The 23,584-nt window shown below is 54.1% G+C and carries 18 protein-coding genes and 1 pseudogene; 9 read left to right on the top strand and 10 right to left on the bottom strand.

What is annotated here, in order from left to right; all coding sequences use genetic code 11:
- Nucleotides 1–86: 86 nt before the first annotated feature.
- Nucleotides 87–2,342 carry a TonB-dependent receptor gene (locus FIV45_RS16620; protein WP_099473627.1) on the top strand — a complete coding sequence of 752 codons (2,256 nt, stop codon included), beginning with the start codon at nt 87–89 and terminating at the stop codon, nt 2,340–2,342.
- A gap of 13 nt (nt 2,343–2,355) precedes the next feature.
- A complete protein-coding gene (locus FIV45_RS16625) occupies nt 2,356–3,306 on the top strand; it encodes an alpha/beta hydrolase (RefSeq protein ID WP_099473629.1) in 951 nt (316 codons plus the stop codon).
- A 137-nt stretch (nt 3,307–3,443) separates the two neighbouring features.
- Here FIV45_RS16625 and FIV45_RS16630 read toward each other — a convergent pair whose 3' ends face one another.
- Nucleotides 3,444–4,355 (bottom strand): LysR family transcriptional regulator, encoded by a 912-nt coding sequence (locus tag FIV45_RS16630; protein ID WP_099473631.1) that lies wholly within the window; start codon nt 4,353–4,355, stop codon nt 3,444–3,446.
- Nucleotides 4,356–4,443: 88 nt separating this feature from the next.
- Between FIV45_RS16630 and FIV45_RS16635 the strand changes: the two genes are divergently transcribed.
- Genes FIV45_RS16635 through FIV45_RS16645 form a run of 3 tightly spaced genes read left to right on the top strand, consistent with a single transcriptional unit; the run spans nt 4,444 to nt 8,841 of the window.
- Nucleotides 4,444–6,804 (top strand): efflux RND transporter permease subunit, encoded by a 2,361-nt coding sequence (locus FIV45_RS16635; RefSeq protein WP_099473799.1) that lies wholly within the window; start codon nt 4,444–4,446, stop codon nt 6,802–6,804.
- Nucleotides 6,805–6,808: 4 nt separating this feature from the next.
- Nucleotides 6,809–7,615 carry an outer membrane lipoprotein-sorting protein gene (locus tag FIV45_RS16640; protein WP_099473632.1) on the top strand — a complete coding sequence of 269 codons (807 nt, stop codon included), beginning with the start codon at nt 6,809–6,811 and terminating at the stop codon, nt 7,613–7,615.
- The gene (locus FIV45_RS16645; RefSeq protein WP_099473634.1) at nt 7,612–8,841 is read left to right on the top strand and encodes a hypothetical protein; all 1,230 of its coding nucleotides are present in this window, start codon (nt 7,612–7,614) and stop codon (nt 8,839–8,841) included. The genes FIV45_RS16640 and FIV45_RS16645 overlap by 4 nt, the downstream gene beginning before the upstream one ends.
- A gap of 3 nt (nt 8,842–8,844) precedes the next feature.
- Here FIV45_RS16645 and purU read toward each other — a convergent pair whose 3' ends face one another.
- The 5 genes from purU to FIV45_RS16670 are packed head-to-tail and all read right to left on the bottom strand — an operon-like array spanning nt 8,845 to nt 16,125.
- A complete protein-coding gene (gene purU / locus FIV45_RS16650) occupies nt 8,845–9,708 on the bottom strand; it encodes a formyltetrahydrofolate deformylase (RefSeq protein WP_099473636.1) in 864 nt (287 codons plus the stop codon).
- A 7-nt stretch (nt 9,709–9,715) separates the two neighbouring features.
- Nucleotides 9,716–10,333: a HutD/Ves family protein gene (locus tag FIV45_RS16655; RefSeq protein ID WP_099473638.1), complete on the bottom strand. Its 618-nt coding sequence runs from the start codon at nt 10,331–10,333 to the stop codon at nt 9,716–9,718.
- 13 nt (nt 10,334–10,346) lie between these two features.
- Nucleotides 10,347–13,466 (bottom strand): efflux RND transporter permease subunit, encoded by a 3,120-nt coding sequence (locus FIV45_RS16660; protein ID WP_099473639.1) that lies wholly within the window; start codon nt 13,464–13,466, stop codon nt 10,347–10,349.
- Nucleotides 13,463–14,665, bottom strand: coding sequence for an efflux RND transporter periplasmic adaptor subunit (locus FIV45_RS16665; protein WP_099473641.1), 1,203 nt, complete (start codon nt 14,663–14,665; stop codon nt 13,463–13,465). Before FIV45_RS16665 ends, FIV45_RS16660 begins: the two co-directional genes overlap by 4 nt.
- Nucleotides 14,662–16,125 carry a TolC family protein gene (locus tag FIV45_RS16670; RefSeq protein WP_204602240.1) on the bottom strand — a complete coding sequence of 488 codons (1,464 nt, stop codon included), beginning with the start codon at nt 16,123–16,125 and terminating at the stop codon, nt 14,662–14,664. The genes FIV45_RS16665 and FIV45_RS16670 overlap by 4 nt, the downstream gene beginning before the upstream one ends.
- A gap of 243 nt (nt 16,126–16,368) precedes the next feature.
- Here FIV45_RS16670 and FIV45_RS16675 point away from each other — a divergent pair.
- Nucleotides 16,369–16,638 (top strand): annotated as a pseudogene (locus FIV45_RS16675) (CDGSH iron-sulfur domain-containing protein); the annotation flags it as partial.
- Nucleotides 16,639–16,679: 41 nt separating this feature from the next.
- Here the strand turns inward: FIV45_RS16675 and FIV45_RS16680 are convergent.
- The 4 genes from FIV45_RS16680 to FIV45_RS16695 all read right to left on the bottom strand — a co-directional run bounded on the left by FIV45_RS16680 (nt 16,680) and on the right by FIV45_RS16695 (nt 20,546).
- On the bottom strand, nt 16,680–17,612 hold the full coding sequence (locus FIV45_RS16680) for a DUF1861 family protein (protein WP_099473647.1): 933 nt from the start codon (nt 17,610–17,612) through the stop codon (nt 16,680–16,682).
- A gap of 368 nt (nt 17,613–17,980) precedes the next feature.
- On the bottom strand, nt 17,981–18,847 hold the full coding sequence (locus tag FIV45_RS16685) for a phytanoyl-CoA dioxygenase family protein (RefSeq protein WP_099473649.1): 867 nt from the start codon (nt 18,845–18,847) through the stop codon (nt 17,981–17,983).
- Between the two features lie 139 nt (nt 18,848–18,986).
- Nucleotides 18,987–19,613: an acyl-homoserine-lactone synthase gene (locus tag FIV45_RS16690; RefSeq protein WP_099473650.1), complete on the bottom strand. Its 627-nt coding sequence runs from the start codon at nt 19,611–19,613 to the stop codon at nt 18,987–18,989.
- 138 nt (nt 19,614–19,751) lie between these two features.
- Nucleotides 19,752–20,546 (bottom strand): LuxR family transcriptional regulator, encoded by a 795-nt coding sequence (locus FIV45_RS16695; protein WP_099473652.1) that lies wholly within the window; start codon nt 20,544–20,546, stop codon nt 19,752–19,754.
- Between the two features lie 664 nt (nt 20,547–21,210).
- Here FIV45_RS16695 and ectA point away from each other — a divergent pair.
- The 3 genes from ectA to FIV45_RS16710 all read left to right on the top strand — a co-directional run bounded on the left by ectA (nt 21,211) and on the right by FIV45_RS16710 (nt 23,570).
- Nucleotides 21,211–21,726, top strand: a complete 516-nt coding sequence (gene ectA, locus FIV45_RS16700) for a diaminobutyrate acetyltransferase (protein ID WP_099473654.1) — start codon at nt 21,211–21,213, stop codon at nt 21,724–21,726.
- A gap of 59 nt (nt 21,727–21,785) precedes the next feature.
- Nucleotides 21,786–23,093 carry a diaminobutyrate--2-oxoglutarate transaminase gene (ectB, locus tag FIV45_RS16705; protein ID WP_099473656.1) on the top strand — a complete coding sequence of 436 codons (1,308 nt, stop codon included), beginning with the start codon at nt 21,786–21,788 and terminating at the stop codon, nt 23,091–23,093.
- Between the two features lie 87 nt (nt 23,094–23,180).
- Nucleotides 23,181–23,570, top strand: a complete 390-nt coding sequence (locus tag FIV45_RS16710) for an ectoine synthase (protein WP_099473658.1) — start codon at nt 23,181–23,183, stop codon at nt 23,568–23,570.
- The last annotated feature ends 14 nt before the right edge of the window (nt 23,571–23,584 follow it).

Here is a 23,584-nt window from a genome sequence, read left to right on the forward strand (position 1 = left end):
CCCCAACCGCCTATTCTGTCAGCGTGAAAAATCACGTGTGAAAGCAAAAGTACCGGAGACATTTCCGGACAAGGGAGGTTACCAAAATGACACGCCATAATAGCCGAAACCACAGCTGGACCAGAACATCCTGCCTGACGAGTATCTTCATCGCCTTGACGGCCACCACGGGCCACGCGCAAACCGAGGGAGAGCGCGTGGAGGACAGAGCCGTGCTCGACGAAGTGATTGTCACCGCCCGGCGCCAGAGTGAAAACCTGCAAAATACGCCCCTGGCGGTCAGCGCCTTCGCTGCCGATGAATTGTTCCGCAACCAGATCGAAGATCTCGGCAAGCTCCAGTCCCATGTGCCCAATCTGAGCCTGCATGTCGGCGACGCCGCCAACGCGGTGATTTACCTGCGCGGGGTCGGGCAGATCGATTCCATTTCCTTCAACGACCCCGGCGTCGGGGTCTATGTCGATGATGTCTATATGGGCCGGGCGCAAGGCTCGTTCCTGGATGTGATGGACCCGGCCCGGATCGAGGTTCTGCGCGGCCCCCAGGGCACCCTCTATGGCCGCAACACCATCGGCGGCGCAATTAAATTCGTTAGCGCCCGCCCCACCAACGAGGTGGAAGGCTACGTCGAAGCCGGCTATGGCAATTATAACCAGGTCAAGGCCAAGGCCAGCCTCAGCGGCCCGATCATTGCCGACAAACTGATGGCGAAAGCCGCCGTCGCCCATAGTTCCCGGGACGGCTACAGCCAGAATCTGTTTGATGGTGAAGATGACTTTGACAAGGAAAGCAACAGCTGGCGGGTAAGCACATTACTGACCCCCACCGAAGATCTGTCCTTCTATCTGGTCGTCGACGGATCAAAGAACAGCCCCGATCATTCCCGCACGCCCCATACGGAAACCCCGATCTATTCGGTGCCGGCAGGCGGATTTGTTGCCCCAACCGATGATCCCTTCGTCGTCAATGTCAATTACAACACGCTGGAGCGCCTGAAGACCTTCGGCGCGGCGCTAACGGCGGAATATACCATCAACGACCTGACTTTCAAATCCATCACCTCCTACCGGGAAATGGATTACCGCACCAAGGTTGACCTCGACGGCATTCAGGATGCGAGCTTTGGCATTTATGATTTCGAGGATCAGGACCAGTTCAGTCAGGAACTACAACTGATCTATCAGGGTGACCGCCTGTCGCTGGTGTCCGGCCTGTATTATTTCAGGGAAAATGACATCACCTTTGCTGGTGCCAACGCGCCGGATTTCTTCGTCACCCTGCCAGTGATCGGCGTCTTTCCCTATCCCATCATCAATGCCGGACGCCGCGACCAGACCAACACCAGTCAGGCCGCTTACGCCCAGCTGAAATATGACGCGACCGACAAGCTCTCCCTGACCGTCGGCGCGCGCTTTACCAAGGAAAAGAAAGAAGTGACCAGCGCCGGCGAAGAATTCTTCGGCACCGGCGTGACCACGGCGGAAGAGATGGAGGCCGTCTTCGGCACCGGCGTCGGTTATGGCCGCACCAGTTTCACCGCCGAGAATGACTGGAACAGTTTCTCGCCCAAGATCGGGCTGGATTATACCGTCAATGATGATGTCATGGTCTACGCCAGCGCCAGTCGCGGTTTCAAAAGCGGCGGCTTTAACGGCCGCCTGACCAACCGGGCCCAGTCCTTCGATCCGGAAACCTTGTGGAGCTACGAAGTTGGCCTGAAATCCACCTTCGCCGAAAAAAGAGTACGGCTCAATATGGCCGGTTTCTACAACGACTATAAGAATTTCCAGCTGAGCCGTTTCAGCGCCAACCCGGACACCGGCGCCTTTGAATCCGTCTTTGAAAATGCCGGCAAGGCGACAATATGGGGATTGGAAATGGAAATGACCGCCCTGCTCAGCGACGCCCTGACCCTGGACGTCAACGCCGGGTATCTCAACAGCGGCTATGATGAATTCCTCGGCGATTTCGGCATTGATGTCAGTGATGCGCGTCATCTGGTCAATGCCCCGGAATTCACCTCCCGCGCCAACCTGACCTACACTCAAGAACTCGGCGACGCCGGCACCCTGTCCATTAATGGCGCGGTCAGCACCCGGTCCAAGACCTATCTCACCGTTTCCAGCAGTGAAGTTCTGGCCCAGGATGCCTTCGCTCTGCTGGAAGCCGGGGTCCGGTTCACCTCCGCCGATCAGAAATGGGATGTTTTGCTGTCGGGTCAGAATCTGACCAATAAAAAATACCGCGAACATGGTTTTGACTTGAGCGCCGCGCCAGGGGTGCAACTCGGCTATTACGGCACGCCGCGCACCTATAGCCTCACCCTGCGTTACAGCTTCTGAGAAAGTTTTTACCATGACCATTGACCCTCAGACGGCGGCGATACTCGATATCCTCAACCAACCCGTCGCCGATCCCCCTGTAGAGGTGACCATCATCGAGGCCCGGACCGGCGCCGACGCGCTGTTCACCGGTTTTGCGGGCGACAAGGTTGCCACCTGCGAAACACAGGACTGCCAGATCCCGTCGCCCGACGGCGCGGTGCCCGTACGGATTTATACACCGCCTCAAGCAGGGGACATCCCTCTCCCGCTCGTGATATTCTTCCACGGTGGTGGCTGGTCACTGGGCAATGTCGCCGCCTATGACAGTCTGGTGCGGGCGCTTTGTGTTGAAAGCAACGCGCTGTTTATCAGCGTCGATTATCGTCTGGGGCCGGAACATAAATACCCGGCCGGACTTCGCGACTGCCGGGCCGTGACGAACTGGGCGCTCGCGCAGGGCACTGAAATAGGCGTTGATCCTGATCGAATAGCGGTGATGGGTGATAGCGCCGGCGGTACGCTCGCCACCGTCGTCGCCCATCAAATCAACCGGGCCGATCCCGGCCGCGTGAAAGCGCAGGTCCTGATCTATCCGGTGATGGATCTGTCCCGGCCTCATGATCATTATCCCTCGCGGATGACGTTCGGCAATGGTGAATATCTGTTGTCCCGCGACGGAATCGATGCGGCGGAAAACTGGTACCTGTCCCCCTCAGAGGATCGTAATGCGCCGGAAATCTCGCCCCTGCGCCAGCCGGATCTTACCCCTCTTCCCCCGACCCTGATGGTCGTCGGCGGTTATGACCCGCTTCTCGATGAGACGGTGCAGTATCACGAAGACCTTCAGAAAGCCGGGGTTGCGTCAGAATTGCTGCGCTATGAGGGCACCATCCACGCTTTCCTTTCTTTCGGCTGTCTTGATATCGCCCGCGAGGCCCGGCGTTATATCGGTGCGCAGCTGCGCCGCCTGCTCGCCACCTAACGCTTGTGCTAAGGATGAAATACGTACAGGGGCCTGATCAATGGCTCAAATTCTCCGCAGACCGGACGATGTCATCCTAGAAAGCGGGCTTTGGAACGTATCTTTTATTCCAAGGCCGCCCCCCCTCCCCGCGCGTCCTATGATGCGCGCGGGCTCCGGCCTTCCAGCAAATCGCGATGTTTAAGCAGAGCCTTGACGATGAAATCCATAAAAGTTTTAACCCGCAAGGTTTGGCGCAGGTCGCGATGGGTCAGCACCCAGAGATCGTAGATCGGCACCACCTTGCTCTCGGGCAGGCGCATCAGCTCCGGGTCCCGGTCACCCGCCATGCAGCCCAGCGCCGCAATCCCCATACCCGCTTTCACCGCCGCCAACATCGCGTCCGGATCATCCATGGTGTGGCGAATGGGGGCTTTCGGGAACAGGCTCTGTTGAATATAGTCATCATCCGCCCCGGTAAATTTCCAGCCGAGCCAGCTTGGCGCCGTCGGATCATCTTCATCGCAAATCCGCCGCCAGAGTTCTTTCGACACATAGGGGGCTTTACCCAATGTCAATATCCGGCGGCCCACCAGAGATTCCGGTGGATTATTGGTCACCCGAATGGCCACATCCGCCTCGCGCTTATTCAGATCCGCCAGATCGTAGGAAAGAATAATCTTGAGGTCAATTCCGGGGTAAAGTTCACAAAATTCGGCAAAGGAGCCAATCAAAAGCCCGGTGCCGAGCACAGAGGGCAAGGTGACGCACAGGCTGCCGGTCATGCTGTTGTCGCGACCGAGAATATGCCGGTCAATGCTGTCGGCCTTATCCGCCATGCCGTGCGCACTCTCCAGCAGTTCTTCCCCCGCCGTGGTCAGCAGATAGCCATTCTGCAGCCGCTCAAACAGACGAACATTGAGCTGCTCCTCGAACGCCGTGATGCGCCGCGAGACGGTTGAATGATTGACATGCAGCTTTGCCGCCGCCGCCCGCACCGATCCCTCCTGCGCCACTGCCAGGAATATTCTGATATCGTCCCAATTTAACATGGTGCGTTTATGCAACATCAAAACGCATAAATCAAGCCTTGTGTTGCGAAATCGCAATGCAATATACAGCACACTGTGGACCAAACTTAATGAAGAGAATAATCCGATGCAGACAACACCTGATCTTCAAAAAAATGCCGTTGTTACCTATGCCAAATTTCTGTTGCGCTGGCGCTGGGCGGCGATTACCCTGGCGCTCGTCGTTACGGTTGCTGCGGCTTACGGCGCGAAGAATCTCGGCTTTGCCTCGGATTACCGGGTATTTTTCGGCGATGACAATCCCCAGCTCGCCGCCTATGAGGAATTACAAAAGGTCTATACTAAGGACGACAGCATATTGATTGTGCTCAAGCCCAAATCCGGCGACGTCTTTACGCCGGAACTGCTGCGCGGTATACAGGATCTGACCGCCAAGGCCTGGAAAACGCCTTTCAGCTCCCGGGTCGACAGCCTGACCAATTTCCAGCATAGCCGCGCCGAGGAAGATGACCTGATCGTTGAGAATCTGGTGCAGAAATCCAACCCCATGCGCCAAAACGATTTGGCGCGGGTGCGCGAGATTGCTTTGGCGGAGCCCTTGCTCAAGCGTCGCCTGATTTCCCCGGACGGCACGACCACCGCGATCAATATCACTCTCAATCTGCCGCAGAAGGAACTGACAGAGATTCCTTCCGCCATGGCCTACGCCCGCGCTCTCGTGGAAAAGTTCCGCATCGCCCATCCCGACACTCATGTGGCGCTCACCGGTATGGTACCGCTCAATTCCGCCTTCTTCGAAGCCAGTATGACCGATATGTCGACCCTGATCCCGCTGATGTATGGCGTGTTGCTGCTGGTCACTTTCTTTATGTTAAGGTCCATCAGTGGCACTGCCGTCACTCTGGTCGTCATCGGCCTGTCGGCGGTGACCGCCATGGGAATCGGCGGCTGGCTGAATATTCAACTCACCCCGCCCTCCGCCGTGGCGCCGACGGTGATCCTGACCATTGCCATCGCCGACTCGATCCATATCCTGATCACCCTGTTCAGCGCCATGCGCGCCGGGATAAGCAAATATGACGCCATCGTCGAAAGCCTGCGGGTCAACTTTGGTCCGGTATTCCTGACCAGCCTGACCACCATCGTCGGCTTTCTCAGCCTTAATTTCAGTGATTCACCCCCCTTTGGCGATCTGGGCAATATCACCGCCGCCGGTGTCGCCGCCGCCTGGTTCTTCTCAATCCTGCTGCTGCCGGCTCTGATGGCGGTCCTGCCGGTGCGCGTCAAAGCCCGCGCCGCCACGGAAATCACTTTCATGGACAAGCTGGCCAATTTTGTCATCCTGCGCCGTAAAATTCTGCTCGCCGGAACAGTGGCTCTGGTGGTCGGACTTGGCGTCATGGTGCCGCAAAATGTGCTCAATGATCAGTTCGTTCAGTATTTCGACAAGAGCGTGCCCTTCCGCGCCGACAGCGATTTCACGGCCGATAATCTCAGCGGTATGTATCAACTGCAATGGTCGCTGCCCGCAACGGAGGCCGGTGGTGTCAATGATCCGGTTTATCTCGGCAAGATTTCCGCCTTCTCTGACTGGCTGCGCGTTCAGCCGGGCGTTGACAATGTGCTGACCGTGTCGGACATCTTCAAACGTCTGAACAAGAATATGCACGGCGACGATCCGGCGATGTATCGCATGCCGGAAGACCGCAATCTCTCGGCCCAGTTCCTCTTGCTTTATGAAATGAGCCTGCCCTACGGTCTTGATCTCAACAATCAGATCAATGTGGATAAATCCGCTGTGCGCCTTGTGGCAACCACGGAGAATTTCACCACCAATGACCTGAAAGCCCTTGATCAGCGCGCCAGCCTGTGGCTGAAACAAAATTTCTCCACGCAACATCTTGAGGCGTCCGGTCCGGTAATGATGTTCACCTTCATCACCGAACGCAACATCCAGAGCATGCTGATCGGCACCACCGTGGCGCTGCTGCTGATCTCTCTGATCCTGATGGTCGCCCTGCGCAGTTTCAAGCTCGGATTGATCAGTCTGGTGCCCAATCTGGTACCGGTGATCATGACCTTCGGGGTCTGGGCGATCTTTGTCGGTCAGGTTGATGTCGCGGCCACGATTGTCACCGCCACCAGCCTCGGGGTTGTCGTCGACGCTACTGTGCATTTCCTCAGCAAGTATCTGCGGGCTCAGCGGGAGAAAGACCTCAATACGGAAGATGCCGTGCGCTACGCCTTCGCCAATGTCGGGGTGGCCCTGTTCGCCACCTCGCTCATTCTGATCGCCGGGTTTGCCGTGCTCACCTGGTCGACCTTCCGGTTGAACGCTAGTATGGGGCAATTGACGGCACTCGCCATAGCGGCAGCTTTGCTCGCTGACTTCCTGTTGTTGCCAGCCCTGCTGCTAACCATCGACAAACAACGAAAAGCCAAAGCTTCAACCGAAAACGCAGATCCTGCCCTCATTGCAGCGGAGTAAACTCATGTTAAAAATCTCAAAATCTTTCTTCTCTCTTCTCACCGCGGCCCTGATCGTGATACCGGGCGTCAGCGCCCTAGCGCAAACGGCTCAAGAGAAAGGTCTGGAGATTGCCATCGCCACTGATAAAGCCAACGAAGGCTGGGGCGACAGCACCTCTGAACTCAAAATGATCATGTCGAATGCTCAGGGACAGACCAGTACCCGGGAATTGCGCCTGAAAAACCTGGAAGTGACCGGCGAGGGGCTCGGCGATAAAAGCCTGTCCATCTTCGACCGGCCCCGCGATGTGGAGGGCACCGCCTTTCTGTCCCACACCAAAGTTCTCGAAGCTGACGACCAGTGGTTACTTCTGCCGGCGCTTGGTCGGGTGAAACGCATCTCCTCGGCCAATAAATCCGGTCCCTTTATGGGCAGTGAATTCGCCTATGAAGATATCCTCAGCCCGGAAGTGGCCAAATACAGCTATGTTTACCTGCGCGATGAGGTCTGCGGGACACTCACCTGTTATGTCATTGAACGCACCCCGCTCTATGAAAACTCCGGCTATACCAAACAGATTGTCTGGATTGATCAGGCGGAATATCGCTATATGAAAATCGCGTTTTATGACCGTAAGGACAGCCATCTGAAAACCCTGACCTATAGCGATTATCAGCAGTATCTCGGTAAATACTGGCGGGCCCATACCTTCCAGATGGACAACCATCAGAATGGTAAGGCCACTACCTTGAGCTACAGCAATTATGTCTTCCAAACCGGTCTTGACGACAAGGACTTCACCTCAAGCCGTCTGAGTAAAATGCGATGACCTCAATTACCCCTGCCCGCCCCCGGCTCTCCCTCTATTTGGCCGGGGTCATGGCCCTGTTAAGTCCCACTCTCGCTTTCGCTGGGGAGTGGGACTTCTCGGGCTCTGTCGCGGGAGAGCTCAGGCTCTTCCCAAGCGCCCCCGCATACATGAATCAGGAGAAAATGACCCTGTCGCCGTCGGTGGCGCTGGAGATGGAGCTGGTCTATGAGTGGAATGACGCCGCCGACCGCCTGAGTTTTGTCCCCTTCGCCCGCCTCGACGCCGATGATCAGAACCGCAGCCATTATGACATTCGCGAAGCCAAATGGCTGCATCTCGGGGACGGTTGGGATTTTGTCGTCGGGCTTGATAAGGTCTATTGGGGGGTCACCGAAAGCCGCCATCTGGTCAATATCATCAATCAGGATGACGCGATCGAGGATCTTGACGGTGAAGACAAGCTCGGTCAGCCGATGATCAATTTCAATCTGGAAAAAGACTTCGGCACCTTTAGCGTCTTTGTCCTGCCCAGCTTTCGCGAGAGGGAATTTGTCGAACAGAACCATCGCCTGAGCGGGCCGGTGCGGATCGACGCCAGCCGCGCGACCTTTGAGGCGGACAGCGGCAACGAGCATGTGGATTTCGCCGCCCGCTGGAAGCATGTCTTCGACGACTGGGATGTCGGCCTGTCCCATTTTTACGGCACCAGCCGGGAAGCGCGCCTGATCCCGATACAGGTTGACGGCGAGACAATCCTCGCCCCTCATTATGATCAAATCAATCAGACCAGTCTTGATGTGCAATATACCTCCGGCGCGACCCTGTGGAAAGGCGAGCTGATGAGCCGCAGCGGTCAGGGCGATCGTTTCTGGGCCTTCGTCGCGGGACTAGAACATACCCTCTATGGCGTGTTGGGGGGTCGGGCCGACCTCGGCCTGCTGGTGGAATATCTCTATGATGACCGCGACCCATTGCAAGCGCCCGTGACCACCGCCGACCATGATATTTTTGCCGGCATGCGGCTGGCGCTGAATGATACTCAGGACACCTCGGTGCTGTTCGGCGGCATCGTCGATCATGACAATGGCTCAACCTTGCTGTCGATTGAGGCCGAGCGACGGCTCAGCCCGAACTGGAAGGTTGAACTCGAAGGACGCTTCTTCGTCAATATCGACGCCGCCGACCCGAGCCATATCTTCCGCCGGGATGATTTTCTCACCCTCCGCCTGCTGCGTTATTTTTGAGGCTTATTTGAAGATCACCGTGCGGGGGCCGTCGAGCAATACCCGGCGTTCCCCGTGCCAGCGCACCGCCCGGGTCAGGGCGACGGTTTCCGTTTCCCGCCCGATGGTGACGAATTCCTCGACCGAAACCGAATGATCGACCCGCTCCACCGCCTGCTCGATAATCGGGCCTTCATCGAGATTGGTGGTGACATAATGCGCCGTGGCGCCAATGATCTTCACCCCCTTGGCGTGGGCCTGACTGTAAGGACGCGCGCCCTTGAAGCTGGGCAGGAAACTGTGGTGAATATTGATCGCCTTGCCGTCAAAATCCTGACACATCTCCGCCGACAGAATCTGCATGTAACGCGCCAGAATGAGTAATTCTGCATCATAACTTTTGAACAGGTCGCGGATCTGCTGTTCCTGTTGTGGCTTGGTGTCTTTGGTGATCGGCAGATGATGGAACGGCAAGCCGGCCCATTCCACGAACGAACGCATGTCTTCATGGTTTGAGACCACGCCGCAAATCTCCACCGGCAGGATCCCGGCCTTCCAGCGATGGATCAGATCCTGCAAACAATGGCCGAATTTTGACACCGCGATCATCACCTTCATCGGCTGACTGATGTCATAGATCTTCAGGTCGGCCTGATAACGTGCGATCAGCGGCTGATAATGCGCCCGCCAGCCGTCGGCGCTATGCCCCTCGGTCTGATCAACAAAGGCAAACCGCAGAAAGGCCCGGCCACTGGTTAGTTCATTATGATGATTGGCTTCCAGAATAAAGGCGCCGTTTTTCGCCAGCAGACTCGACACTTCCGCCACCAGACCGGCCACATCCGGGCAGGTTATGGTCAGGATATAATTCGCTTTGGCATTTTTCATACGGTCTTCAACTCTCGATAATCGTGATCATGACATAAGGTATCCCGGGAGACATTTGCGGGCCGGTTTCCGAGGCTGGCATAACCCGCATTTCTGTCGGGCCGTCACAGGTCAGTTCCAGCATATCGTGCCGTCCCAGCCGATACGTCCTCCCCGATAGCAGAACAGAAAGCCCGTCGTCCAGTGAGAAAAGCAATCGGGTGGTGTTTTTATCTGACAGAAAAGTTCGGGACGCTGCCGTCCCCGGTTCCATATGGTGTCTGACCCGGCCCTGGCGGGTCATGATGTTCAAGACTTTGACAGGACCCGAGAGCAACTCACTGCGCACCGTCATCCCGCCGTCAAACGCCATGACGCGTGAAGTCTGATCCGCCTGGTGCGCGACCTCCGCACGCCCCAGATAAAGCCGCACCCCGGCACCCTCCAGCAGCAGAAACGTCCGGTCAAGACCGGTAAAATCCGAAAAGGCCCCGTCCCGGGTAATATCCGCCATGCTCAGCCGCCAGATAAATGCGGCTCCTGGCGACCGGGCGATTTCCGTCGTTTCCCCCTGACCATTCTTCCAGGGTTGCCGCACATAATCTGCCGCATGGTACAGGATGATGGTATGATCTGTGGGTTTCACCGGGCACTCCTCATCAGGACAGCTGTTTTTCCGCTTTGCGGCCCAGTAGCTGGCTGACCTTTACCTTGACACCTTCCAGCAAAAGATAGTTCACCGGCACCAGTATAAGCGTAATAAACGTGGCGAACAGAATGCCAAAGCCAAGTGAAACCGCCATCGGTATCAGGAACTGGGCCTGGGTGGATTCTTCAAACAGCAACGGCATCAACCCGATAAAAGTCGTGACACTGGTCAGGAACACCGGCCGGAAACGCGCTATTCCCGCGGTCAGCACCGCCGATATCAGATCGCCAGCCTCCATACGTTTCTTGTTGATATAATCAACCAGAACCAGACTGTCATTGACCACCACCCCGACCAGAGCCAGCATCCCCATCAGACTCATGATCGTCAGTTCCATACCCATGATCCAGTGCCCGACGGTGGCGCCAATCAATCCAAAGGGAATGACGCTCATCACCACCAAAGGCTGGCTGTAGGATTTGAACGGAATCGCCAGCAGCACATAGATCACGAAGAACACCAGCAACAGACCCCAGGCGAGAGAGTTATAGGATTCCCGCTGTTCTTTGGCTTCGCCTTCCAGAGAATAATTCACCCCGGGATATTGCGACATCAATTCATCAAGGTAGCCGGTCAGGTCGGCCTGTAACACGGTCATGTTGGTGTTGGCCTTTTCAATATCCGCCGTAACATTTAGCGTACGGTAGCGATCAATCCGACGAATGGCCGACGGACTTTTACCAGGAATAAGGTCCGCCACATGCGACAACGGTACGGCACCCCCGGCGGGCGTTTCAATCAGCAAATCCCGCAACGAGGCCAGTGACTGCCGTTCTGCCAACGGCAAGCGCACCATCACGCGCACATCATCACGCCCCCTCTGGATACGTTGCGCTTCGGCCCCAAAGTAGGCCTGTCGCACCTGACGGGATACGTCATTCCGGGTCATCCCCAACGCCTTGCCCTGATCGTTCAGTTCGATCTGGATTTCGCTTTTACCGTCAGACATGCTGTCGGCTATGTCAAACACCGTCGGGTAGGTGGCGAGACGTTTTTTAATTTTTTCCGCCACCTGTTCCAGGGTTGTCAGGGAATTGGACGAAAGCTGTATGTCAATCGGGTCGGATGACCGGCCAAATTCAGACCGGAACGTCAGGCTTTCTGCACCCGGAATGGGGCCAATCAATTGCCGCCATTCCCGCGCCAGATCATTGGAGGTGACAGTGCTGTCACGTTTTTCCGGTGGAATGATTTCAAACCGGACCCGGCCCTGGTTGGACACGCCACCGCGCCCCCCGGTCGTGGTCAGGATATTGGTAATCACACTGACATTGGTTTCCGGGTCACGATACTTATCGCGCAAGATTCGCGCTTTATCGGTTATGCGCATGATATGTTTGTTGGTGACTTCAAACGGTGTTCCTGCGGGCAGGGTCAAACTGACCCGGACGGTTTCGCTGGGAATGCGCGGGAAAAAGATGAATTTGGTCCAGCCGCTCATGATCAGACTGATCATGACAAGGAAAACACCAAAATAAATGCTTAAGGTCACCAGCTTGTGACGCAGGGAAAGTGCCAGAAGCGGCTTGTAATAGCGTATAATGGCATGTTCGAATCCGTCAGCGAACCGTTCCTGAAAACGTTCCAGCCGACTGCTTTCGCCCTTCTCATGACGCAATTTGATATGTTTCAGATGCGACGGCAGCACAAACTTGGATTCAATCAGGGAAAACAACAACACCGGAATCACCACAAAGGGGATTTGAGCGAAAAACGCCCCCCGTTGCCCCTCGATAAAAGCCAACGGCATAAAAGCAACGATTGTGGTCAGAATCCCGAAGGTCACCGGTACGGCCACTTCCTGGGTGCCTCTGATCGCCGCTTCTTCTCCGGACTCGGCGTTCTTCAGATGGGTATAGATATTTTCCCCGGTAACAATCGCGTCATCAACGACAATCCCCAATACCAGTATGAACCCGAACAGACTCAGAATATTCAGGGTCACCCCGAACAGAGGCATGATCAGAAAGGCGCCCATGAAGGATACCGGAATACCGATAAACACCCAGAAGGCGATCGACGGCCGCAGAAACAATGTTAATAACGCCAACACCAGTATCCCGCCCTGCAAAGCGTTGCTGGTCAGTGTGGCCAGGCGATTTTTAACAATCTGGGAATCATCATCCCAAAAACTGAGTTCATACCCCTGAGGCAGGGTCGCCTGCTGCCCGTCAAGATAATCGCGCACCTTCTGCGCCACATCAATGGCGCTCTGCTGGCCAACGCGATACACCTCGAGAAACGCCGCCTGCCGCCCGTTGAAACGGGTGCGCACCGGATACTCTTCAAATTCATCCCGGATCGTTGCCAGATCGCCAAGCCGCAAAATGGAGCCATCGGGATTGGTTTTCACCGCAATGGCGGCAAATTCATCCTTGCGATAGGCCTGCCCCTTGGACCGCAACAGAATCTCTCCTCCCGACGATTTCAGATTCCCCGATGAACTATCAAGACTGAAATTGCGAATGGCTGCCGTGACATCGGCGATGCTCATATTATATTCGCGTAATTTGTCCTGAGACACTTCAATCGCAATTTCGTAATTACGCACGCCTTCCAGCAACACCTGGGTGATGCCCGGCAACCGCAGCAGGTCATCACGCACCTCTTCGGCATATTCCCGGGTTTCTTTCTCCCCGTAATCACTGGCGACGGTCACTACGATGACCTCGCGTTTGCGTTCATTGAAAGAGACCACCGGTTTTTCCGCGTCCACAGGAAAGGTATTAATGGCGTCAACCCGGCTTTTGATATCAGCCAGCATGTCGCGGGGATCATAACCACTGTCAACTTCGATGGTGACAAAAGCGCGCCCCTCGGAAGACCGGCTGACAATCTTGCGAATCCCGGTCAGATCCTGCACCGCTTCTTCAATGCGGATCGAAATGCCCTTTTCCACGTCTTCCGGCGTCGCGCCGCGCAGGCTCATGCTGATGCTGATTTCATCCACCTCGACAGAGGGAAATATTTCCAGCGGGATAAAACGGAACAGGCTGAACAACCCCGCAATGACAATGCTGATCATCAATAAATTGGCGGCAACGCTATTCCGGGCGAACCATGCAATCATTGCGATGCTCCCGCCGCATTGCGGTTGCCTGGTCTTTCCCCGTCACCCTCACTGGCGAGCACCACCGGTGTACCCGAACTCACTCTTCCAAGTGGCGTCACCACCAGACGTTCCCCGGCCTTCAACCCGGCGGCGACCAGGCTGTCCTCATCATTTTGCCAGCGGGTTTCAATCTCCCGCCGTTTCAACAGCCCGTCTTCCACCACATAAACATAGCTGCCCTGATAAATGGCGCTGTTGGGGATGACCAGCGCATCTCTTAAATAAAGACCTTCGATGGTGGCCGTGACATATTGACCAATTTTAAGGGGGGTTTTCTGACGGCTTTGACCGGCATAGGGATTGGTGATTTGCGCCACGGCATACAGTTGCCGCGATTTATCGTCGATGGCGCCCTCGGTGCGCACCAGACGTCCGGTCCATATCTGTCCCGTCGTCAGATCGGAGTGAAATTCAACCTTGGCCCCCGCCGAGGCCGTATCGGCATCGCGATATTGTTCCGGCAGCTGCAATAACGCTAAATCCCGGTTTTTGATCGGCAAACGAATTTCCACATAATCTACCGCGTAAATTTCCGCCAACGGACTATTCCCCGATACCACCTGACCGACATCCACCAGTTTCTGTAAAATTCGTCCGGCGTACGGGGCGACAATTTTTGTCCTCTCCAGATTCAAGGCCGCCTTTTGCAATTGAGCCTCCGCCGACAGCACCCGCGCCCGCGCCGCTTCCAGTTGCGGCGTGCGCAACACCAACGCATTGGCTTCTTCACCGGCGACGCCCAACCGTGTCCAGTCTTCCCGTGCCTGTTCCGCCCGGGCCTGTTCTTCCAGAAGCGCCTGACGCGCAGACATCAGGGTCGACTGGGCGATCTTGACTTCCGCCTGGTAATCCCGGTCATCAAGCCGGACCAGAATATCGCCTTTTTCAAAAAAACCGCCATCACGAAACTTGTCACTAATAAAACGGATCTGACCAGAGACCTGCGCCACCAGCGTGCTTTGGGTTCGGGGACGAACCGTCCCGTAACTGTCAAGAAACACCTGATATTCAACCGGGGCAAGCAGTTGCGTTTCCACCACCAGGCGCGGCGCCTTCGCGGCCTCGCCCCGGCGACTTTTCGGCGGATTGCTGAGGATGGTCCAGGCCAATAATATCGTTACGGCCAATATTCCAAGAGGGAGTATAAGTTTTTTCATAAGTCCTTGTCCGTAACATCTTGTTCTGCTGCTATACTTTCGTCCGTCCGCGGGGCCGCATCAAAATCTCCCCCTAAGGCCAGATGAAGATCTACCCGGTTGGCGATCCTCTGCTTCCTCAATTGAATAACAGTTGTCTGTGCCTCGAAGGATCTGTTTTGCGCCTCCAGGACTGTGGTATAATTCACCAGACCCTTCTGATATTGTTCAAAAGACAAGGTCGCGGCGATGATGGCGTTCTCCTGCGCCTTGACCATTGCCTGGTATCTTTGCCGCAAACTGTCATCGCGGGTCAGGGCATTTTCCACCGCCTCGAAGGCCCCGTAAAGATCATCGAGATAGGCCTGCTCGGCCTGTTTGACTTCGAGGGCCGCCGCCGCCTCGCCCGCCCGCAACCGTCCCGCATTGAACAGCGGCGTCGTCAGGCTGCCCAGCAGCGACCAGGCAAAAGGGGACCCTTTCAGCAAATCATCCAGTTCATTACCACGATCGCCGGCAGAGGCTGTCAGGCTCAGGCTCGGAAAACGCTGTTTATGAGCAAAGGCAAGCGCGGCGTCCTGAGCCAACAACCTGTTCCAGCTCGCCACCAGCCCGGCCTTCCGGGTGATCAGATCCGATGGCATTCCCAGAGGGATATCTTCCGTCAGGACCGGCCAGCCGGCCGACACCGCAAGACGACCATCCGGATATTGCCCGAGCAGTCTTTCCAGCGTCCGAAGCGCCGCGACCTTGACAGATTCCTGATCCCGAACCCGGGAAATCTGACTGTTCAGTTCATTACGCACCAAATATACATCCAGGGCGCTGTTCAGCCCCCGCCGATATCCGGATTCAATGATCGCCTGATTTTCCCGGGCGTTGTCAACCCGTTGCTGAAACAGCTGCAATAATCTGTCGGCCTGCAGCACAGTCAGCCAGGCGTTGGCCACCCGGGCAGCCAGATCCTGACGCGCCTGAGCGTAACTGGCCTGTTCCGCCAACAACAACCGGTTGGCCCGCCGGGCATCGGCCGAAAGCTTGCCCCATATGTCCAGTTCGTAAGTTAAGTTCAAATCCACAGAGGCGGCGTCACTGGCCGCCAGCGCGGATACCGCCCGCGAACGGCTGCGCTTCAACGCCAAATCAAGGGATGGCCACAAGGCGCTGCCTGCCCTCACCAGCTGTTCTTTTCTGATTTCTACCGCCAACGCCTGTTGCTGCAAGGTTTGATTATTTTCAAGCGCCGTTTCCACCAGTTGCGTCAGGCCGGTACTGCCCAGTGTCGCCAGCCAGTGATCCGCAACCTGCGCCCGCGTCTCTTGCCGGTCCCCCCAGTTTTCCGGTGCAACGATGCGACGTTGACTGGCATCAGGGGTTGCCGGCCGACTACAGGACAACAACAACAGGCACGCCGCTGCCGCCGCGACACCTTTGACCGTCGCCCGGAAAGGTCCTGTTCCTGGTCCCTTTCCTCTGTTCACTCTATACCGCATCCCAAAACCTTTTATAGATCAAAACCTGCTGGTGATCAGCCTGTTGTTTGCATAATAATAATGCCGCCATAAACTTATACGCAGGATATTCACATTTCGTTTGGAAAAAAATAAAAAACCCACATTTCCTATTCTCCGTCCCGACCACGGAAAACACATCACTATATGCTTATATTATTGACGCTTTGAATATGATATGATGACGGACCGGATTTATATGAGGAGCTTAAAATGACCCGCCCGATTATTGCCGCGAACACCCCGGTGAAAGTCAACCTGAAACAGGGAGAAAGATACTTTTTCTGCAGATGCGGACTTTCCCGGACACAGCCTTTTTGCGACGGCTCTCATAAAGGCACATCCTTCCGGCCACAGGTCTTCACGGCAAAACAGGACGGTCCGCGTTTTCTCTGCGCCTGCAAACATACGGCGGGAGCGCCTTTCTGCGACGGCACCCATAAAAAATTTACTCCTGACCAGGTGGGCGGCCCAGGTCCCGACGATCACGCCTGACTGGCCAGCGCGCGTTGTTTCCCGTACGGCTATTTCACGCCAAAAGGATCGTCAATTTCAATCCAGTGGGCTTCCGTATCCGATACGCCGGCATAAAGGATCGCCTTTCCCCCCTGCCGGATCAAACCGGAGGAAAACACCACATTGGCCAAATCATGACGCTTTGCCGGGCCGGCAAGGAACTGATCGCGACTGGCGATAATCTTGAAATCCCGGAATTTTTTCAGCACCGGATTAAAAATAAAGGACTTGGCGTAATAATGCCGTTCCTGCATCAGATGATCCTGAGCAAAACAGGCCGCATGGGCCAGAACACCGATCTCGCCATTGGTAAGAAGATGAGCTTCATTGACGCCGCCCCAATCCAGCGGATGATACATATCCTCCAGCAGGACGGCGGAATGAATGACCTCTTTCGTCAAATCCTCAAGATTGTCAATTTCAACATAGCCAATCTTGCCGCGTCCACCAACCACGCCTTGCGGTCTGGTGAACAACCCAATCCGTCCATTTTCCAGATCACATAAACGAATGTCCTTCATCCCCACCGGGCCATGAAAGAATTCTGTCAGGTGAAAAATATCCGGCCCCCGGAACATAATGGTGCGCCATTCCAGTCCCTGCCCCACGGCATGGACCTTGACCCCGCCAAAGATCAGTTCGTTGCGAATGGTGGTGATGAAGGGGTCTTGCAGGCCGTAGATCGGCGCGTCCTTGACCGGCCACCAGGCCGCGTCTTTTTCTTCGAAGAAGATAACCTTGGAAAATTCATGACCGCGCGGTTCCACCCGGCCAGCAATAACGATCTTGTCCGCCGATTGGAAAGGGGCGGTAATATTATAGACGTCTTTTTCCCCGACGTCCTTAAAGCGGATTTTAGCGGTTTTCTTTTCTGTTTTCTGGCGTTTCTGCTGAAACTCAGAAAATAAATCGCGCACCCGCTTCACACTTTCATCTCTCATCTGACGCGCCTCCCAAGCGGAACAACAGATTATGGGAGAAACCTTTACAGCTGGTCTTCTTGATCACTCCGGATGAGAGAACCCATATTTCACTATTCCTGAATCGTGGCCTACATCATCACGGATCATTGACCCGGTCAAGCGCCTGCCCAATAAGCACAAGTCTCTCCAAACGGGCATGGAACCATTATACGATTTAATTCTGAATATTACCTAAATAATTCATTATTATTTTAGTATTTTTCCCGGATTTCAGCCGGAAATTATGGAAATTCCCATAAATTCCTCTAAAAATGAGAAGAAATGCGTAACTCCGCATCCCTTCTCATCCAGAGAACTTGAGCATCCCGCCCCACCGACTTTCCGGACTAGGCCGCCTGACTGCGCAACGCCGCCAGCTGTTGTTCTATTTCCGGCGGCAAACAATCTACAGCCGGTAATGTCTCCGGTAATGTTTCCTGCAGCAAGACAGAAGGACAGTTATTTTCATATCCGCCAAGATTGGGGCGATGTACTTTATAGCCGATCAATGCCTGTAATTCCGGCGGGAAGGTCGCTGCAACTTTTGGCGGGTAAGCCAGAAACTGATTTTCATACTGTTTCAGCCACCCCAGAGAATAACTGAAAATAATACCGGTACGATGTTCAAAATACCGATTGGCCCCGCCACAATGTGTTACTGACCCCAGAAAAATTAGAGCCGACCCCTTCGGCATTTCGGCAACGATGGCCTCCGCCTCATCCATATCACGGTTCAGGGACGCAAAATGACTTCTGGGCCAAATACGGGTCGCCCCGTTTTCCAACGTAAAATCATCAATCGCCCACATTACATTAATCAGATATTCGCAACTTTTCGGGCAGGGCCACATTTCCTCATCCCGGTGTGGCGGTTGTTGCGGCGCCCCGGGATGAATACGCACCGCCTGCCCCAGGTTAAGCTGATACCAGTCACAATTAGGCCCGAGTATTTCATCAGCAATATAGGAAATATCAGGATGTAACGCCAAATCCTGAGAAGACGGCGCCTTGGTAAGCAAGGACCCGTAACGCGTGGTATCTTCACCATAAAAGTCGCCCTGACACCGGGGCGTTTTGGCAAACCACTGGTCCAGTTCCTGACTGACGTTGCTCAGCAGGTCCGGACTGATCATATTTTCAAGGATGACATATCCTTTTGACCGCAAGGTATCGACGGCTTTACGTCTCTTCAATTGTGTTATCCGTTGTTTCATTGTTCTGTCCTCTAAAATTAACTTTTTTGCCTTGTTTCAATCGCCAACCTCCTGGTCAGGACAAAGAGCATCCTGTCGGGCAAAAACGCGTGGTCCATCCGGATCATCCACCGCCCTGCAAGACACGCCTTATCCTTCCCTAAGCGGCAAGCTGCTTCTGCGGGAGTATCTTAAGCGCCGGATTAAAGTTCCCGGCCGCACGCCTCAGGGCTTGCAGACCCGCCGGCGTTACCGCCACTTCAAAAGCGCAGATGTTGGTGGATTTATCTTTCTGTGGCAGCCCCAGCGGACTGATATCCCAAGCCGCCCGCAAACAATGCTGTAACAAGGGCATACCGACAACCAGAGTTAACTTCTCCCACCCATAAATCAGGGCACATTCGAATATGCCACACATAATTTCCTGGATGGCCTTGATGTTCTCCTGCCGGGATTTCAGGGAAGGATTACAGCAATAGCGGGAAATTTCCCAGACGCCTTCCCCGCGGGGAACGCCTTTCTCACACAAGGAACTAAACAGGTCGGACATAAGATGGGGTTTGATGGTCGGGATCAGCCGCAACGAACTGCGCAAATCCCCGGTGGTATCATCAACCAAGATCAGATACATCGCATCCTCAGTATCAAACTGGTCTTTTTCCAGGCCATTATCGGCCGTCAAATCCCATTTCAGGCGGTTGATAAAAATCTCGTTCCGATGCTGAAACATTTGTTTCAGCAGGTTGGCAAAGAGATGTCGGTTTTCTTGATTTATAAGATAGATCATATTTTCCTCCAGTTAAGGTATGGGGAAACTAGGCTAGATCAAATAAAAACCGCAGAAAACTGGCTTGTTAGGGGGTTGCATTCTTGAAAATAAAGAAACAGAAACAAAAGGCGCAACTTATCGGGGTAGGCATCCGGATCAGGAAAGATTGATGAACCCTTTGCTGTTATTTCGGCTGATTTGCACATCAAAAAACTTGATCTCCCCCAGGAACAGAGCATGGACGATCGCCTGGGTGCGAGTGGATACCTTTAGCCGCTTCATGGTTTGCTGAACATGGAAATGCACTGTGCTTTCGCTCACTCCGATAATTCGGCTGATGGCCCAGTCACTTTTCCCCTGGGCGACAAACTCCAGGCATTCGCGCTGCCGCGGGGTGAGAATCGGTTTTTTCTGAAGCGGCGTCGTGACCTTCAGCTTCATCGCCGCCTCATAAAAAAAACACGCCATCAAATGGATACAGTTCAAGGCCCGCGGATCGACACTGCCGGGCTCGAAAACCACCGAACATGATGCGGGGAATCCTTCGGCCGTATGAATGGGAACGGTGAAACCTTCCCCCAAACCGATCTCCGAGGCTTCATTCAAAATCTTTGTTTGTTCAAAATTGAGACTGGCGCGCCAGGATTCGTCAGACCAGGTAAAAGGCGTGATCCGCGCCTGAGACGTCATAAAGATCGGATCGATTTTCTGATATTGCTGTTCGCTAAAATGCAGCGCCCATTCAACAGGATAATTTGTCAGACAAATGGCATAATAGGGAATGTTCAGAGGGTCCACATTGGAGGCACAGACAAAATACCGGCACCCAAGCGCCTTAATGGTTTGCTCAAATAAATTTGTCAATCCATACAGGTCATCCGCACGTTTGGATTTTTCAATAAACCCCTGCGCCAATGCAAAATAGTCCATGTCATTATACTGCTGGGTCATATCTCACAAACCAATACCCCCATAATCCCGCCTAAACTTCATGCTCTGTCTTGATTTACAAGCTTCTATAGAGTGGTGATTCTACGACACCCATACCCTAAGCTGTATTCATCATGAACAAATGTCAACAAAAAATCCTTTAGATATAAACTCTTATATATCATAATCCGGTAATGAAAAGAGAAATCATTTATCGATACAATACCACAATGACATACCAAAGGTTATTTTTACTTCCCTGTAAGGAAGATATATATCCCATATCCAACAAAGCCGGGCCACTAAAAAGAGACAAAGCCTTTTTGCCAGGTCTAAAGATGTAGACCTGCACCTTACTGACTCAAATCTCCGGGAACAGACCACATGAGCATTTATAAAAATATACAAACGTAAAATTTGTCTTTTACTGCATAGCTTTACTACACCTCTCGATCACACCCCGCCGCACTATCAGCTGCTTGAACCTTGTCACTCCAGAAAACCGTCCTATATAATGCTTCGATGTCTAAACATGAAGTAATTAGATTACGAAGGACTATTGAAGGTAAAATTATTAATTTTGGTGGTTACAATACAAATATCTTTGCTGTATAGTGCCGGCAGCGGTGAAAATCCTGCAGTTTTTATTTTGAATACTAAATGAAATGAATTGAACTGAATTAATATGACGAACATAAAAGAACAGGCGCTTGCCCTGCGCAGGCCTGTATCAGAAGATGGCGCCGCCGTATTTCAGTTAATCCGACAATGCCCGCCGCTTGACCCCAATTCGCTATATTGCAACCTGCTGCAATGTAGCCATTTCGCCGCGACCTCTGTTGCGGCCTTCGATACAGATCAACTAGTTGGCTTTATTTCCGGCTATATTATTCCAGACCGCCCGAACACCCTGTTCATCTGGCAGGTGGCTGTAGGCGAGACGGCCCGGGGATCCGGTCTGGCGACCAAGATGCTGCACCATATCGTACAGCGCCCCACGTGCCAGGCGGTAACCCATATGGAAACGACCATCACACAGGACAATCAGGCGTCCTGGGCTCTGTTTGAGCGATTTGCCGACAAGATAGGAGCCGAGGTCACATCCTCGGTCATGTTTGATCGTGACACGCATTTCGCCGGAGAACACGATTCAGAACATCGGGTCAAAATTGGCCCCTTCCACCTAAATTCCGAGGCTTAACGTAACGATCCGTTATCCCGACAGTATGACTTTTCATGAGATGAAAACAGGAGACTAGTATGAAAATTTTTGAGGAAATTGAATCAGAAGTGCAAAGCTATGCACGATCCTTTCCCCGCGTATTTAACCGGGCACAAGGCGAATTTCTTTATGATGAAGAGGGTCAGGAATATCTGGACTTCCTCGCCGGTGCCGGCACCTTGAACTATGGCCATAACAATCCTGTTTTCAAGAAAATCCTGCTCGACTATATTGAAAATGACGGCATCACCCACGGTCTGGATATGCATACCAAGGCCAAAGGCGAATTCCTGGAAGCCCTGAACAAAAAAATTCTCGAGCCTCGCGGCCTGGAATATACTGTTCAGTTCACCGGTCCGACCGGCACCAATGCCGTTGAAGCGGCGATGAAACTGGCCCGCAACCTGACTCAGCGGGAAACCATCGTTTCCTTCACCAACGGCTTTCACGGGGTAACCCTTGGCGCCTTGTCCGCCACAGGGAATTCTCATCATCGCGGCGCCGCCGGGGTGAGCCTCGCCGGGACTGTCCGGATGCCGTTTGACGGCTATATGGGCGACGAATTCGACACCACGGCCTATCTCGACAAGATGCTGTCTGATTCATCCAGCGGCATCGACAAACCCGCTGCGGTTTTGGTGGAAACCGTTCAGGGCGAAGGCGGCATCAACGTGGCCAGTTTTGAGTGGTTGAGAAATCTGGAAGCCGTCTGTCGCAAGCATGATGTGTTGATGATTATCGACGATATTCAGGCCGGTTGTGGCCGTACGGGCAGCTTCTTCAGTTTTGAAGACGCCGGCATTAAACCGGATATCGTCACCCTGTCCAAATCCCTGAGCGGCTATGGCCTGCCATTCGCCGTGGTCCTGTTCAAACCGGAACTGGATATGTGGAAACCGGGCGAGCATAACGGCACCTTCCGCGGCAACAACCTCGCCTTTGTCACCGCCAAGGCGGCCATCGACCATTTCTGGTCCGATGACGCCTTCGCCAAAAGCGTGCAGAAAAAAGGCCAGTATATTGCCGACCGTCTGGATGCGATTGCCGCCCAGTATGGCACCGGCAATTTCACCGCCCTCGGCCGGGGCATGATGCGCGGCATCAGCTGCGTCAATGGTGACCTGGCCAGCAAGATCACCCGCAAGGCCTTCAAGCAGAATATGCTGATTGAAACCAGCGGCGCCGATGATCAGGTGGTCAAATTTCTCTGCCCGCTGACCATCAGCGAGGAAAACCTGAAAAAGGGCCTCGATATCGTTGAACAGGCCATCAAGGAAGTCTGTGCCGCCGAAAGCAGCATTCCGGAAGAGCATGATTATTTTGCGGAAGAAAGCCTCGCGAGTTAGAGACATTGGCCTGTCGCCAACACTAAGCGGCAGGCCCCGTCACAAGTATTATATTAAAAGAATAACGAGTTCACAGGATTTATATACATGATCGTACGCACCCTACAGGACGCCGAAAAAACCGACCGCAAAGTTGTATCCCCCGACGGCAACTGGGACAGCACCCGGCTGTTGCTGAAAGAAGATAACATGGGGTTCTCCTTCCATATCACCACCATCTATGCTGGCGCGGATTTTGGCATGCATTATCAGAACCATCTGGAATCGGTTTACTGCATGTCCGGTACAGGGGAAATTGAAACAGTTGCCGACGGTAAAAAATATCCCATTGCACCGGGCACAGCCTATTTCCTCGACAAGCACGACAAACATATTTTGCGGGCCTTTACGGAAATGAAAATGGCCTGTGTTTTTAACCCGCCCGTCACAGGCAAGGAAGTCCATAACGCCGAAGGCGCCTATGAACTAGAAGGCTAAGCCAACCCGGCCGC

The sequence above is a fragment of the Paremcibacter congregatus genome (genome assembly GCF_006385135.1).
Lineage (GTDB): Bacteria > Pseudomonadota > Alphaproteobacteria > Sphingomonadales > Emcibacteraceae > Paremcibacter > Paremcibacter congregatus.

What these genes read in the sequence shown, in the direction of transcription:
- FIV45_RS16680 (WP_099473647.1), bottom strand. Translation starts at nt 17,612, where the DNA reads ATGAGAGATGAAAGTGTGAAGCGGGTGCGCGATTTATTTTCTGAGTTT.
- FIV45_RS16635 (WP_099473799.1), top strand. Translation starts at nt 4,444, where the DNA reads ATGCAGACAACACCTGATCTTCAAAAAAATGCCGTTGTTACCTATGCC.
- FIV45_RS16685 (WP_099473649.1), bottom strand. Translation starts at nt 18,847, where the DNA reads ATGAAACAACGGATAACACAATTGAAGAGACGTAAAGCCGTCGATACC.
- FIV45_RS16640 (WP_099473632.1), top strand. Translation starts at nt 6,809, where the DNA reads ATGTTAAAAATCTCAAAATCTTTCTTCTCTCTTCTCACCGCGGCCCTG.
- FIV45_RS16645 (WP_099473634.1), top strand. Translation starts at nt 7,612, where the DNA reads ATGACCTCAATTACCCCTGCCCGCCCCCGGCTCTCCCTCTATTTGGCC.
- FIV45_RS16695 (WP_099473652.1), bottom strand. Translation starts at nt 20,546, where the DNA reads ATGACCCAGCAGTATAATGACATGGACTATTTTGCATTGGCGCAGGGG.
- FIV45_RS16630 (WP_099473631.1), bottom strand. Translation starts at nt 4,355, where the DNA reads ATGTTGCATAAACGCACCATGTTAAATTGGGACGATATCAGAATATTC.
- FIV45_RS16660 (WP_099473639.1), bottom strand. Translation starts at nt 13,466, where the DNA reads ATGATTGCATGGTTCGCCCGGAATAGCGTTGCCGCCAATTTATTGATG.
- FIV45_RS16625 (WP_099473629.1), top strand. Translation starts at nt 2,356, where the DNA reads ATGACCATTGACCCTCAGACGGCGGCGATACTCGATATCCTCAACCAA.
- purU (WP_099473636.1), bottom strand. Translation starts at nt 9,708, where the DNA reads ATGAAAAATGCCAAAGCGAATTATATCCTGACCATAACCTGCCCGGAT.
- ectB (WP_099473656.1), top strand. Translation starts at nt 21,786, where the DNA reads ATGAAAATTTTTGAGGAAATTGAATCAGAAGTGCAAAGCTATGCACGA.
- FIV45_RS16710 (WP_099473658.1), top strand. Translation starts at nt 23,181, where the DNA reads ATGATCGTACGCACCCTACAGGACGCCGAAAAAACCGACCGCAAAGTT.
- FIV45_RS16665 (WP_099473641.1), bottom strand. Translation starts at nt 14,665, where the DNA reads ATGAAAAAACTTATACTCCCTCTTGGAATATTGGCCGTAACGATATTA.
- FIV45_RS16620 (WP_099473627.1), top strand. Translation starts at nt 87, where the DNA reads ATGACACGCCATAATAGCCGAAACCACAGCTGGACCAGAACATCCTGC.
- ectA (WP_099473654.1), top strand. Translation starts at nt 21,211, where the DNA reads ATGACGAACATAAAAGAACAGGCGCTTGCCCTGCGCAGGCCTGTATCA.
- FIV45_RS16690 (WP_099473650.1), bottom strand. Translation starts at nt 19,613, where the DNA reads ATGATCTATCTTATAAATCAAGAAAACCGACATCTCTTTGCCAACCTG.